Origin of the sequence: Collinsella sp. An268 (assembly GCF_002159765.1) — a bacterium.
Lineage (GTDB): Bacteria > Actinomycetota > Coriobacteriia > Coriobacteriales > Coriobacteriaceae > Coprousia.
Genome location: NZ_NFJH01000001.1, coordinates 318775 through 332666 on the forward strand (window position 1 = coordinate 318775; position 13892 = coordinate 332666).

The window sequence follows — 13892 nt, forward strand, 5'->3', positions numbered from 1 at the left end:
CTAGTCCAAGATGTCATCGATGGCGTCGCGGATGCGGTCGCCCACCGAGCGGCGTGGGGCGGGCGCGAACTCCTCGCCCCGGCTCTTGGCGAAGCGCTCCAACAGCTCGCGCTCCTCCACGCTGAGCCTGCGCGGCACCGTGACCCGCACCTGGGCGATGGCGCGGCCGCGGGAGCCGCCGCCCCCGATGCGGGGCATGCCCTTCTCGTCCACGGTGACGGTGTCGCCAAACTGGGTGCCGGCGGGTATGTCGAAGGTGATGGTCTCGTCGGGCATGATGCCGGCGACCTCTACCGTGCATCCCAGGGCGGCCTGGGCCATGCCGATCTCGACCTCCAGGGCAAGGTCATCGCCCATCCGGTGGAAGCGCTCGTGCTCCTCCACGGCCACCGTCACGATAAGGTCGCCGGACTCCGCACCGCGGTAGCCCGCCTCGCCGTAGCCGCGCACGCGCAGCTGCCGCCCGGAGGAGATGCCCGCCGGAATCTGGACATCGATCTTCTCGTGGTTGGGCGTGCGACCCTGCCCGTCGCACATCTCGCAGGGGTGGTCGATGACCACACCCTCGCCGCCGCAATCCGGGCAGGGGGACGAGGACTGCATCTGGCCGAATATGGAGCGCTGCACCGTCGTCACGAAGCCCGTGCCATGGCAGCGCGGGCACTGCTGCTCGTGCGCGCCCTCGGAAAGGCCCGTGCCCTGACAGTCCTCGCATGGGGCGAGGCGGTCGTAGCTGATGGTCTTCGTGCAGCCAAGCGCCGCCTCCTCGAGCGTCACGCTGAGGGAGATGGCCATGTCGCGGCCCTGGCGCCGCGTCTGGCGACGGCGCCCGCCGGCCGCTCCCCCGCCGAAGAACGACGAGAAGATATCGTCCATCCCCATGCCGCCGAAGATGTCGTTGAGGTCGACATAGCCCGAGCCCATGGGCCCGTCCGCCGTACCGAAGCGATCGTAGTTGGCGCGCTTCTGCTCATCGGAGAGGACGGAATACGCCTCGTTGAGCTCCTTGAACTTCTCCTCGGCGTCCGGGTCGTCGGAAACATCCGGATGCACCGTGCGCGCCTTCTTCAGAAACGCGCGCTTGATGGTGCGCTGGTCGGCGTCGCGGTCGACGCCGAGCACCTCGTAATAATTCCTTTTCTCAGCCAAAACCCTTTACACTCCCCACTTCGGTTGGCACCCCGGCGTGGCGCCCTTGCGCGCGCCACGTCCGGCATCGTCCGTTGTACCCGCTGAAAACCAACGGTAATCACCCGCGGCGGATGCGGCGGGCGCCCCCGTCACAACAGGTAGTACGGGCGCCAGTACAGACCGCTCGAGCAGCTCACGAACCACAGCATGATGAGCGCGTAGAAAAGCGCGTTGCCGAATCCCGCGAGGAAGCGCTTGCCGCCTCGCTTCCACCACAGGGGCGTGCGGTGCATAACGTCGTCGGAGAGCACCTGGAACACCCCGAAGCCGAATACCGCGACGCATACGATGGCGATGACCGAGAGGATCTGCATGAAGGCGAAGAGCAGCACGAAGGGCGCCGCGAAGCCCATGAGGTAGAAGCCCTGGTGGGCGCGCCCCTCAAGGCGCTCGGCGGCAACGCGCGCGCGTCCGATGAGGTCGCCGCCCGCCGCCCCGTTGGTGCCGGCGTGCCCCATGCCGGCAACGCGCACGCGGTCGCCGTCGTGGGTGCCCGCGGGGAACTCGATGACCGCCTCGCTCATGACCTGCGTGCGCCCGGTCCCGCCGCACTCGGGGCAGGGATCGGCGACGACCTTGCCCGAGCCGCCGCACTCGGGGCAGACCATCTGGAACGTGCCGCCCCCGAACAGAAACGACATGTCGACGCCGATGGAGCCCGTGCCGCCGCAGCTGGGGCAGGTGTGCGCGTGCTCGCTCGAGACCGAACCCGACCCGTGGCAATGGCCGCACGGCTCGTAGCGCCGGTACCGGATGCCCTTGCGGGCGCCGCGCTTCACCTCGTCGGCGGAGAGCTCGACGTCCACGACGACGTCGGCGCCGTTCTCGGGGTTGTACGCGGAGGCGCTCCTGCCCCGCGCCTGCCCCCAATCGCCGAACCCCCCGCCGAAGGGGAACCCGCCACCGAAGGGAGAGCCCGCGTACCCGCCGCCATAGGAGGCGTAGGGGTTCGCACCGGCGGATGCCGCCGCATAGGGGTTTCCCGAGCGCATGGCATCGTAGCGCGCCCGCTTCTGGTCGTCGGATAGGACGGCGTACGCCTCGGAGACCTCCTTGAACTTCTCCTCTGCATCGGGTGCCTTGTTCACATCCGGGTGGAGCTTGCGGGCCTTCTGCTGAAACGCCTTCTGAATCTCGCGCTTGTCGGCATCTTTGGAGACCCCGAGAATCGCGTAGTAATCCTTTTCGTTCATAGTCGCCACGGGAGAACGAACCTCCTAGGTTGAGACAGATGTGGCTTATTGTACCTGAGCGGCCGGAACGTCAAACGCAAGATAGCCGGCCCCTACCGCGCGTACACATGACTGACGGCAACCCTACCTGAACCTTACGGGCCTACGATACCTCCGTCGCCAGGTCCCAGAACCGCGCGTAGAGCTCGTTGCCCAGAAGCCAGCCGCGCTCCGTAGGCACCAGGCGGGCGCCGGGCGCGTGCTCTCGCCACGCCGCGGCGCCATCCGGCGCATCGGTCCACGCGGCAAGCCCGGCGGCGCAGACATCGCGAAGGGCGCCGTCGACGGCCCCGTCCCCCATGCAGGCCGCAGCGCGGGCGATTAGCGCCCGATCGACCCCGTCGGTCATGCGCATGCCGAGCATGAGGTCCTCGGCGAGCGCCTCCCGCTCATGCAGGAGCTCGATATCGAAGCGCGCGGCCGCGTCATCGAGCTGCACGAGGCGCACGCGATCGCGCGGGTCCACCGATCGCGTCGGCGCGTCGCCCTCGCCTCCCGGAAAGAGTCGGCGCAGCCTCAGGTACGTGGCGCCGTCGAGCATGCCCGCGGCCGAGCGTCCGATACCGAGATAGCCGGCGCCCGTCCAGTACATGCAGTTATGGCGGCAGCGCCGCCCCGGCAGGGCGTAGCTCGCCACCTCGTAGCGCGCATACCCCGCCCCCGCCAGCACCGATGCGGCGGTCTCCATGCAGCTCGCCTGAAAGTCCTCGTCCGGAACGAGGCGCGGGTCCCGCTCAGCGCGCCGAGCGAGCGGAGTCCCCTCCTCCAACGTCAGCGGATAGACCGAGACATGGTCGGGCCGGGCCTCGACCGTGCGCGCAAGCGTAGCGCGCCACGACGCTCCCGTCTGCCCGGGCAGACCGCACATGAGGTCGCACGACACGGTGAAGCCGTGCCGTCGCGCGCGCTCGAGCGCCGCAAGGGCGCCGCGGGCGGAGTGCAGCCGTCCGATGCGTCCGAGTTCGTCGTCGTCAAGGCTCTGCACCCCCAGCGAGATGCGGGTCGCACCGGCCGCGGCCAGACGCTGCGCGAGGGCCTCGCCAAAGGATTCGGGGTTTGCCTCGCAGGTGAGCTCGGAGGGGGCGCACCATCGGCGGATATGCGCGACGAGAGTGGCGAGACTCTCTCCGAGCACCGACGGCGTGCCGCCGCCGATGTACACGGTCTCAACGTCCTCGAGGGCCCCGCACGCGCCAAACGCGTCGATGCGCGATTCGAGCTGCGCCAGATAGGCCCCGGCGACGCGGGCGAGCCTCTCGCCCGTGAGCCCGCAGGAGTCGAAATCGCAGTAGGCGCACTTGGCATGGCAGAACGGGACATGCACGTAGAGGGCGCGCACCGTCATGCGCAATCGGCCTCGATCTCATCTACGAGGGCCATGAACTCCTCGTAGGTCGTGCAGGTGACCACGCGCCCGCGCCAGGCGGCGGCATGCGGCAGACCTTTGAGATACCAGGTCGCGAAGGTTCGGGCCCGCGCCATAAGGGGAAGGTATCGGTGCACGAGCCCCAGATGCTCGCGCAGGGCGTCGAGGCGCTCGCGGGCATCGTGCGCAGGCACCGGGGCCCCGTCACGGACGCAGGCGAGGGCATCCTGGAAGATCCACGGGTTTCCGTACGACCCGCGCGCGATAAAGACTCCGGAGGCTGCCGTGTCGGCTAGGCGGCGCGCCGCGCACTCGGCATCGAATACGTCGCCCGACCCGATGACCGGGACGCTCACGGCACGCGCCACCTCATCGATGACCGACCAGTCCGCCGTGCCCGTGTAGAGCTGTTTGGCGGAGCGCCCGTGCACGGCGATGGCGGACGCGCCCGCCTGCTCGAGACGGCGCGCGAGCTCAGGCGCCGTGCGCTCGCCCGTGCGAAACGCCGTCCTCATCTTGACGGTCACGGGAACCTGCGCGCGAGCGGTGCATGCGCGCACGATCTCCTCGGCGAGCTCCGGCGTCTCCATGAGCGCGCAGCCCTCGCCTTTGGTGATGACCTTGCGGGCGGGGCACGCCATGTTGACGTCGATCAGGGTGAGCCTCTCGCCGACGCGCTCCTGCACGGCCTCGACGGCACCGGCGAACTGATCGGGCTTCGACCCGAAGAGCTGCACGCAGATCTGCGGCTCCTCCTCTTCGGGGAGCACGAGCCGCCAGGTCTTGTTGCTCGCGTACGCGAGCCCGGCGACGCTCACCATCTCAGAATAGGCGAGGCGGGCGCCGCGCCGCCGGCACATGATGCGGTAGGCGGCATCGGTGACCCCCGCCATGGGCGCCAGCAGAAAGGGCTGCTCGGCAAGGTGGGCGCGCACCAGGGCCGCGCCGTCGGTCTCCGCCACTACTCGTCCACCTTCAGAATCGCCATGAAGGCCTCCTGCGGCACCTCGACGGACCCGATGGCCTTCATCCGCTTCTTGCCCTCCTTCTGCTTCTCGAGCAGCTTGCGCTTGCGCGAGATATCGCCGCCGTAGCACTTGGCGAGGACGTCCTTGCGGACGGCCTTGACGGTAGAGCGCGCGATGATCTTGTTGCCGATGGCGCCCTGGATGGGGACCTCGAACTGCTGCCGGGGGATGATCTCCTTCAACTTGTCGCACAGCCCGCGCGCGAGCGGATAGGCCTTGTCCTTGTGAACGATGAACGACAGCGCGTCGACCTCATCGCCCGAAAGCAGGATATCGAGCTTGACGAGCTCGGAGGGCCGGTAGTCGGCGAACTCGTAGTCGAGGGAGGCGTAGCCCTTCGTGCGGCTCTTGAGCTGGTCGAAGAAGTCGAGGATGAGCTCGGCGAGCGGGATGTCGAAGCGCATCTCGACCGATTTATCCGAGAGATGGATCATGTTCGTCATCGTCGCGCGGTGCTCGATGGCGAGCTGCATGACCGCGCCGGTGTAGTCGGGCGGCACGATGACCTTCGCGGCGAGGTACGGCTCCTCGATGTGGTCGATGCGCGTGACATCGGGCAGGTCCTGCGGGCTCCTGACATCGACCATGGTGCCGTCCGTCTTGTAGACGTGATAGTCCACCGACGGACTCGTGGCGATGAGGTCGAGGTCGAACTCGCGCTCCAGGCGCTCCTTTACGACCTCCATGTGCAGCAACCCGAGAAAACCGACGCGGAATCCGAAGCCGAGCGCCACGCTCGTCTCGGGAGACCAGACGAGCGAGGGATCGTTCACGCGGAGCTTCTCGAGGGCGTCGCGCAGGTTCTCGTAGTCCTTGTTGTCGATGGGGAACAGACCGGTGTAGACCATCGGCTTTGCCTCGCGGTACCCGGGCAGCGCCTCCGCGCACGGACGGTCACGGTAGGTGAGGGTGTCGCCCACGTGCACGGCACCGGGGTCCTTGAGCCCGGTCACGATGAAGCCCACCTCGCCGACCGAGAGCTCGTCGACGAGGACCTCGGCGGGACGCTTGACGCCCACACCGTCGACGAGGAAGCTCTCGCCGGCCTGCATCATCGTGAGCATATCGCCCTTCTTGATGGCGCCGTCGAAGACGCGCACCGTCGCGACCACGCCGCGGTACTCGTCGAAGTAGGAGTCGAGGATGAGGGCCTTGAGGGGCGCGGCGGCGTCGCCCGAGGGCGGAGAGACCAAGAACACGATGGCCTCGAGAAGGTCGTGGATGCCCTCCCCGGTCTTTCCCGAGACGCAGACGGCGTCCTCGGCGGGTATCGCGAGCTCGTCCTCGATCTCGGCGCGCACGCGCTCAGGCTCTGCAGACGGCAGGTCGATCTTGTTGATGGCGGGCACGATATCCAAGTTGGCGTTCATAGCGAGATTGGCGTTGGAGACCGTCTGGGCCTCGACACCCTGCGTCGCATCGACCACGAGCACCGCGCCCTCGCACGCGGCGAGCGACCGCGAGACCTCGTAGGTGAAGTCGACGTGGCCCGGCGTGTCGATGAGGTTGAACTGATAGGTCTCCCCGTCATCGGCGCGGTACATCACGCGGACGGCATTCGACTTGATGGTGATGCCGCGCTCGCGCTCGATATCCATGGAATCGAGCAGCTGGGCGGCCATATCGCGCTCATCGACGGTATGCGTGAGCTCGAGGATGCGGTCCGAGATGGTCGACTTGCCATGGTCGATGTGCGCGACGATGGAGAAGTTCCTGATGTGTGCGGTGTCTTGTGTATTCATGAGCGCCATTCTATACGAAAAGGGCCCGTCGGAAAACGGGCCCTCGGCAACGCGATGCGAAGTGCAGGTTACTTGATGGAGTTCACGAGGCCCTGCACGCCGGACTTGCGGTTGGAAGCCTGGTTCTTGTGGATGATGCCCTTGGAGGCAGCCTGGTCGAGACGCTTGTAGGCGCGGGAGGCGGCAGCCTGAGCGGCATCCTTGTCGCCCTCGGCGACGGCGGCCTGAACATGCTTGACGAGCGTCTTGAGCTCGGAGCGGACGGCGCGGTTGCGGACACGCGCCTTCTCAGCGGTACGGATACGCTTCTTCTGGGACTTGATGTTTGCCACTTTCGTTGGTTCCTTTCGATCTTGATCGATCAGTTCGTTATCCGGGCCTCTGAGACACGGTGAGGTCACACAAGCGGTTAGTCTAGCACAAGTGCGTGACCTGCGGAAGTGCAGAAGCTATGGAATTACTGCGCCCATGTGGGGGCCTGCCGGGGCGCGGGAGGCGCGGTGCGCTTGCCCGCGATGTGGGAGATCCAGACCGTGAAGGCGACCTGCCCGTCCCGCGAGCCTTTGAGCGCCGCCTCGACGTCCACGGCCTCGGCGAGCGCGGCCTCGAGCTCCTCGGAGGTGAAGCGGCGCGCCCATCCCAGATGGTTGCGCACCTGCCAGCCCTGCAGCCCAAGCACGTGCGCGAGCTCGCGCCCCTGCCCGCGCCGATCGAGCGCCTTGGCGCACATGAGCTCGCGCAGCCGGGTGCAGAGAAGGGAGAAGAGCCGCACCTCGCTTTTGGGCGGCTGCAGCCGATAGAGCTCCAGCGCCCGCGGCAGGTCGCGCGCTGCCACGGCGTTGAGGAAGTCCCAGGGCTTCACCTCGGCCGTGCGCACGACCAGCCTCTCGACGTCGACCCGCTCTATCCGCGGCGCATCGACCATCTGCGCGAGCGTCTTGAGCTCGTTGCCGAGCATGCGCGTCCCGTCGCCGGCGCGCGCGATGAGCTCCTCCGCCGCATCGAGCGAGATCTCCTTGCCGTGCCGGCGCGCCATGCCCTGCACAAGCAGGGGGAGCTCCCTGCCCTTTTTTGCCGCGCAATCGATGACGGCCTTCTTGTCGACGGCTGCGACAGCCTTGTAGAGCCGCGTGTTCTTGGCCATCTGCGCCGCGAGTATGAGCAGGACCGTGGTGGGAGCGGGGTTCTTGACATAGGCGACGAGCCCCTCGCGGACCGGTTCGGCAAGCTTGTCACACCCCTCGAGGATAACGAGGCGGAAGTCGGCGCCCATGGGGTAGGTGTTAAGCGAGCCGATGATGTCGTCGATGTCCGGATCCTTTGTCATATCGCGCACATCGAGGTTGAAATCGGCCATGCCGGACGCCTCGAGGCGCTTCTTCAACCTGTCGACCGCAGCCTCGCGCTTGACCTCGTCGGGGCCGACGGCGAGATAGACCGGCAGCAGGGCTGATGCAGCCATCGAAACCTCCTCACGTAGATGTAGCTGACACATTGTACCCCGACCGGGCATCGATGGGACACGGGCGCGCGGTGGCGACGCGCGCCCCCTCATCGTCGGGGAACAGCGTGACATCGCCCGCTTCGATGGTGCAGATAAAGGGACAGCCCGCTTGCGCGAGCAGCTGCCGCGCCTCCCGGCTCGGATGCCCGTAAGCGTTGCCCTCCCCGGCGCTCGCCACGGCGAGCTCGGGCGTCAGCGCGGCGAGCATCTCCTCATCAACCGAGGCCGCAGAGCCGTGATGTCCCACCTTGAGCACATCGATGTCGCCGACGGCGTCGGCGTACGCATTCGCCTCATCAGCCTCGGTGTCGCCGGTCAAGAGCATGCGAAGGGCTCCCCCCGCCCCCTCATAGGTGACATCAAGCACGAGCGACTCGCCGTTCTCCTCCCCCGTCACCTCGCCATGGGGCCAGACGACCCGCGCCTCGAACCCGCCGACCCGGATGACGCTTTCGAGCGCTATCTCCTCAAGGGGAGATGGCCCCTCCTTCACCTCGCGCGGCGCGTCGGCGGCGGCGCCCTTAGCCACCAGCACGCGGTCGACGGTAAACGCATCGAGCACATCCGGCAGACCGCCCCAGTGGTCGCTGTCCCAATGGGTGATGACGACGGCATCCAGATGCGTGACGCGCTGGCGCGCCAGGGCGTAGCGCACCTGCTCGTCCACCCCGGCATCGACGAGCAGCGTTGAGCCGCCCTCGCGCACGAGTATGGCATCCGCCTGCCCGACATCGAGCACGGTGATCGACGCGGGCGCAAAGCATGCCATCCAAGCCGTCGGCGCAGCGAGGGCGGCGACCGCCGCAAGAGAGCCAGCGATAAGCAGGCGCGGCTTGGGCAGGCGCCACCGGATATACGCGGCGGCGGCAAGACCGTAGGGTGCCAGGAGCAGGGGCGCTCCCACGGTTGACGGGTCCACGGTGACCGCGGCCCACGGCGGGGCCGCAAGCGCGTCGGCAACAAAGAGGGAGAGACGGCTCAGCAACAGGGCGGGAGCCCAGACGAGAGGGAGGCCCGGCAGAGCCACCGATACGGCGGCCCCTATGAGGCCCGCGACGAGCAGAGCGGTCATCAAGGGCCCGAGCAGCAGGTTGGCGATGGGCGCCACCAGCGAGACCTCTCCAAAGATCGGGACGGTGAGGGGCAGCGTGGCGAGCTGCGCCACCAAGGTGAGGGCGAGCGGCGACGCGACCGCGCGCGGCATGCGGCACCCCTGAAGCAGCGCCTCCGCATAGCCGAAGAGAAGATGGATGGCGGCGACGCTCACCGCGGAGAGCTGGAAGCCGAGATCGTACACCACCCCGGGCTGAGCGGCCGCGAGCACCATGATGGCGAGGGCGAGGCCGGAGATGCCGTGGGCGCGGCGCCCGCCGACCTGCGCCGCCAGCGCAGCCGTGACCATGACGAGTGACCGCAGGGCCGATGCGGCGCACCCGGTGAAAAGGACGTAGGAGCCCATGACGACGGCGAGCACGGCGGCGCGCGCAGCGGGTCCCGCCCCGATAACCCTCAGCGCGAGCATGACGAGCGCGGAGACCAGAGCGAGATGGCTCCCGGACACGGCCACGAGATGCGAGGTCCCTGTCCGCGAGAAGGATGCGTCGGCATCCGCCGCGGCTAGTTCTGTCGTCCGGCCGCACACGATACCCGCGATCAGAGCGCGGGCGGGGTCCCCATCGGGTTCGAGCGCGGAGAGCACGCGCTCGCGCACCGCATCCCACGGCGCTCGCGCCGACCCCCTCTCGGGCTCGATGTGCACAGCCCGGACCGCAGCAACCTTGCCCTCCATGAACGACCGGCGCCCCCACTCGTCATCCGCCAGGCGCTCGACGCGCCCGACGCACCGCAGGCGCTCACCCGACCCCAGCAGCACATCGGTTTCGAGCGTCACGCCCACGGGAAAGCCTCCTTCCGGCCCGTACCAGCCCGCATCGATAGAGGAGCCGAAGGAGGTCGTTGTCGGGTCGCCTGCGGTCACCATCGTGCCCGTTCGGACCGCTGCGCCCATGAGCGCCTCATACCCGGCGGAACGCGATATGAGCGCTCCCGCCGAGGCGAAGGAGCCCGCGAGCGCCCCCATCGCCGCCCATCGGAGCAAGGCGCGCGCGTGCGGCCCGAACCGTCCCAAGGCGACAAATCCCGCGAGCGCTACGCAGCCGAGCGCCACCGCCGCAGCGACAGCCGTCGCGGTGCCCGCACCGCTAGCGAACCCCCGCCATCCCAGCTCCATCAGGCAGCCTGCGACCGCGAGCTCCGCGAGGGCGCCCGCCATGGAGTACGGCATCAGGGGACGGGGTGGGAGATCGCCCGCGGGGGTGGCTACAGGCATAGGCGGTCCTTCATGTTCTCGAACTTCTTCTCACCGATGCCGCTCACCCGCATCAGGTCCTCAAGTGCCGAGAAGGGGCCGTTCTGCTCGCGGTCCTCCACGATGGCCTCTGCCGTGGAGGGCCCCACGCCGGGTAGGGTATCGAGCTCATCTGCGGTGGCCGTATTGATGCTCACCAGTGGCTGCGCGCCAGCCTGGTCGCCCGCACCGCCTTCCGATACGGATGAGGAAGGCGAGGCGCCGCCCTCCCCTATCCGCGGGACGTAGATCTTCATCCCGTCCGTCACCCTCATGGCGCGGTTAAGCGACGATATGTCGGCATCGGCGGCAAGCCCGCCCGCAGCATCCAGGGCGTCGGCAACGCGGGAGCCAGCATCGAGCTCAACGACGGCAGGAGACGCGACAGCGCCGGCAACGTCCACCACGACGAGCTCGCCTGCGTCCGCATCTTCAACAGAACCTTCGGTCCCATCGCCCTCTGATGCGGCATCGGTGCGCCCCTCATCCTCCGTCGACCTCGCATCCGTGGCCGACTCTCCGCGCTCGATCACGACGCCGTCCCCCGCAGCCATGCCCGAGCCGAGCGCGATACCGGCACAGACAGCCGCGGCAAGCGCCACGACGACAATCGCCGAGCTCACAGACCTGCCGCTGACTCCTGCAACACGCCGCAGGACACGGTCCCGCACCGCTTTGCCCTCCCTTTGCTGCGCCATAGCAATCGCCCCCTCGGGGGCATCCTCTCATGAGGAGACCCCTTTGGGGGCGTTGGTTCGCAAAACAGGCGCGATGACTGACCGCAGCCTGATGTCGATTTGACCGCTGCGCGAATCTGTCAGCGCCATGCAGGCCATTTGACAAAAGCGCGCCGGGTTGTTCTCAGAGCGTGAAAAAATGAAGACTACATGGAGGCATCTCTCGGTGCGAGCGCATCGTGGCGCGCACGCAGCATACGCGGGGGCCGATACGAGGAGCTCTCGAAGTCAACGTACTCGACAGCGCCGACGAGGCGCTCGATCATCGCCTCATGGTCGATGCACTCCCAAGCCTCATGCACCGCCTCGAGCTTGGCGTGCGTCTCGGGGCGCCGCGGCATGAACAGCGTGCAGCAGTCGGGAGCCGTCTCGCAGGAGATGTCATAGGTCCCGATCTCCTCGGCGCGCGCGATGATCTCCTGCTTGTCCGATCCGATAAGCGGGCGGAACACGGGGATATCGACGACCTCGTTCACCGCCATGATGTTCTCGAGCGTCTGCGAGGCGACCTGGCCGAGCGACTCTCCCGTGACGATCGCCTTCGCGCCCTCGATGCGGGCGATGCGCTCCGCCACGGCGTACATCACGCGGCGGTACATGATGACCCGGAGGTCCCCCGGGCACGCCAGAGAGATCTCGCGCTGGGCATCCCCGAAGGGGACTACGTACAGGCGGCCGATCTGAATGGCGGGGGCGAGCCTCTCGATGATGTCCTGACAGAGGTACTCGCTCGTATCCGCCGTCTGCGGCCGCCCGGAGAAGTGCACCGGCACGCACACGGCTCCGCGCCGTGCGAGCATCCACGTGGCGACCGGCGAGTCGATGCCCGATGAGAGCAGCGTCACGACCTTGCCGGCACTGCCGACGGGCAAGCCCCCTACACCGCGCTCGGAGCGCGCATACACGTAAACGCTGCCCTGCACCACGAGCACGTTCACGACGGCATCGGGGTCCCTCATCTGGACCTTCTTGTCGGGGAACGCCTCGCACAGCACCTCGCCGACCTGTCGGTTCAAGTCCATGGACGTCAAGGGGTAATCGGTGTTCGAGCGCTTAGCGCTCACCTTGAACGTGTGGAAGGGCTCCGCCTCGCCAAGGGCGCGCACGGCGGCGCGGCCGTATTCCTCCGGATCTCGGTTCGTGTGATACGCCAGGGAGACGCGCGCCACACCTGGCACGCGGCGGATGACCTCAAAGGCCGGCTCGACGGAGGCGGCGTCTGAGAACGTAACGAGGATGTGCCCCGATATGCGCGTGACGCACGAGAGCGAAAAGGCGGCACACGCCGCCTTGATCGAGTCCATGAGGACATGCTCGAAATGAGCGCGGTTCTTACCCTTCAGGCCCACCTCATGGTAGTGGACCAGGCAGACGCGGCTGGCCATGTGCTAGGCGTCCGCGGGACGATGGCCGAGGGCGTCCTCGTAGCGCTCGTGGTTATACGAGATGTCGCCGTCGACGATCTCGTCCATCGCCATGGAGATGGCATCCTCGCCGGAAAGCGCCACGGTGATGTCGTCGACATCGGTCACCGCGAGAACGCGGTTGTGCTGGCCGCGCAGCATGCTGTTGATGTCGCACGCGCGCTTTGAGGCGAGCGCGGCGAGCAGGAAGCGGTTGTTATCGGTCTTATCGAGCAGATCGTCAATAGGGGGAGTGACAACAGACACGACTCTCAGTTCCCTTCATACCTAGAGATGATGGCGGAAAGCTCGGCGGTTGCCGTGTCGAGATCGTCGTTCACCACGACCTCGTCGTACTGATCGGCCAGCGCGAGCTCCCGTTCGGCGTTTGCAAGGCGAAGTTCGATCGTCTCGGGCGTCTCGGTACCGCGGCCGATGAGGCGCGAGCGCAGCTCTGCGGCCGAGGGCGGCTTGATGAAGATGAGAACCGCATCGGCGAAGCGCTCCTTGACCGCGAGCGCACCCTGAACATCGATTTCCAAGATGAGGGACGCGCCGGCATCGAGATTGCGCTCGACTTCGCTCACCAGCGTGCCGTAGCAGTTGCCGTGGACGTACGCCCACTCCACAAAGGCGCCCTCGTCTACGAGGCGCGCGAACGTGTCCTTATCGAGGAAATGGTAGTTCACGCCGTCGACCTCGCCGGGGCGGGGAGCGCGCGTGGTAGCCGAAACCGTCAGGCCCAAGCCCGGGCGCTCGGCGCGCACCCGCGCGACGAGCGTACCCTTGCCGGCACCTGACGGTCCCGAGATGACGAACAATCTAGGCGTCAACGAGCTCACTTACTTGGTGAGCGCCTCGAGCAGCTGCTCGCGCTGGCGCACGCCGAGGCCCTGGACGCGACGGGTGGCGGAGATGCCGAGCTCGTCCATGATCTTGGCGGCCTTAGCCTTGCCGTAGCCCGGCAGGGACTCGATGAGGGTCGAGACCTTCATGCGCGAGGCGATGGGGTCCTCGGAGTTGAGGACGGAATCAAGAGAGATCTCACCCTTCTTGATCTTGTCGCGGAGCTCGGCGCGGGCGTGACGGGCCGCCGCTGCCTTCTCAAGAGCTGCCTTGCGCTGCTCGTCGGTAAGCTGAGGGAGCGCCATGTGAACCTCCAAATAGACGTGGTTACGTATATCTTTTATCTGGCATAACGCCGCATTTGCGCACGTCAGCCAATGACCGGATACATACCTTAGACGATACCCGGGTAAAGTTCAAGCAGCTACCGGCTATTTTTAGCCGGTAGCTGGGCTTGCTCCATAGAACAAACGCTTAACGAGGCTCCGCCCGGGCC

At 67.2% G+C, this 13892-nt stretch carries 13 protein-coding genes; all 13 read right to left on the reverse strand.

Annotated features, from left to right (window positions below; all coding sequences use genetic code 11):
* Positions 1-1149: a molecular chaperone DnaJ gene (gene dnaJ, locus B5F70_RS01525; RefSeq protein WP_087203784.1), complete on the reverse strand. Its 1149-nt coding sequence runs from the start codon at positions 1147-1149 to the stop codon at positions 1-3.
* Between the two features lie 131 nt (positions 1150-1280).
* Positions 1281-2384 carry a DnaJ domain-containing protein gene (locus B5F70_RS01530; RefSeq protein ID WP_087203785.1) on the reverse strand — a complete coding sequence of 368 codons (1104 nt, stop codon included), beginning with the start codon at positions 2382-2384 and terminating at the stop codon, positions 1281-1283.
* A 142-nt stretch (positions 2385-2526) separates the two neighbouring features.
* The gene (gene hemW / locus B5F70_RS01535; RefSeq protein ID WP_087203786.1) at positions 2527-3768 is read right to left on the reverse strand and encodes a radical SAM family heme chaperone HemW; all 1242 of its coding nucleotides are present in this window, start codon (positions 3766-3768) and stop codon (positions 2527-2529) included.
* Complete coding sequence (locus B5F70_RS01540; RefSeq protein ID WP_087203882.1) at positions 3765-4682, reverse strand: tRNA-dihydrouridine synthase; 918 nt, start codon at positions 4680-4682, stop codon at positions 3765-3767. The genes hemW and B5F70_RS01540 overlap by 4 nt, the downstream gene beginning before the upstream one ends.
* Before the next feature lie 68 nt (positions 4683-4750).
* On the reverse strand, positions 4751-6559 hold the full coding sequence (gene lepA, locus B5F70_RS01545) for a translation elongation factor 4 (RefSeq protein WP_087203883.1): 1809 nt from the start codon (positions 6557-6559) through the stop codon (positions 4751-4753).
* Between the two features lie 68 nt (positions 6560-6627).
* Complete coding sequence (gene rpsT, locus B5F70_RS01550; RefSeq protein WP_087203787.1) at positions 6628-6891, reverse strand: 30S ribosomal protein S20; 264 nt, start codon at positions 6889-6891, stop codon at positions 6628-6630.
* 125 nt (positions 6892-7016) lie between these two features.
* The gene (gene holA, locus B5F70_RS01555) at positions 7017-8021 is read right to left on the reverse strand and encodes a DNA polymerase III subunit delta (protein ID WP_087203788.1); all 1005 of its coding nucleotides are present in this window, start codon (positions 8019-8021) and stop codon (positions 7017-7019) included.
* A 10-nt stretch (positions 8022-8031) separates the two neighbouring features.
* Positions 8032-10392 carry a DNA internalization-related competence protein ComEC/Rec2 gene (locus B5F70_RS01560; protein WP_087203789.1) on the reverse strand — a complete coding sequence of 787 codons (2361 nt, stop codon included), beginning with the start codon at positions 10390-10392 and terminating at the stop codon, positions 8032-8034.
* Positions 10383-11033: a helix-hairpin-helix domain-containing protein gene (locus tag B5F70_RS01565; protein ID WP_158094900.1), complete on the reverse strand. Its 651-nt coding sequence runs from the start codon at positions 11031-11033 to the stop codon at positions 10383-10385. Before B5F70_RS01565 ends, B5F70_RS01560 begins: the two co-directional genes overlap by 10 nt.
* A gap of 260 nt (positions 11034-11293) precedes the next feature.
* Positions 11294-12532: a tRNA uracil 4-sulfurtransferase ThiI gene (gene thiI, locus B5F70_RS01570; protein WP_087203791.1), complete on the reverse strand. Its 1239-nt coding sequence runs from the start codon at positions 12530-12532 to the stop codon at positions 11294-11296.
* 3 nt (positions 12533-12535) lie between these two features.
* Positions 12536-12817, reverse strand: coding sequence for a DNA-directed RNA polymerase subunit omega (locus B5F70_RS01575; protein WP_087203792.1), 282 nt, complete (start codon positions 12815-12817; stop codon positions 12536-12538).
* 5 nt (positions 12818-12822) lie between these two features.
* A complete protein-coding gene (gmk, locus tag B5F70_RS01580) occupies positions 12823-13392 on the reverse strand; it encodes a guanylate kinase (protein WP_087203793.1) in 570 nt (189 codons plus the stop codon).
* The gene (gene mihF, locus B5F70_RS01585; protein ID WP_087203794.1) at positions 13393-13701 is read right to left on the reverse strand and encodes an integration host factor, actinobacterial type; all 309 of its coding nucleotides are present in this window, start codon (positions 13699-13701) and stop codon (positions 13393-13395) included.
* Positions 13702-13892 lie beyond the last annotated feature (191 nt).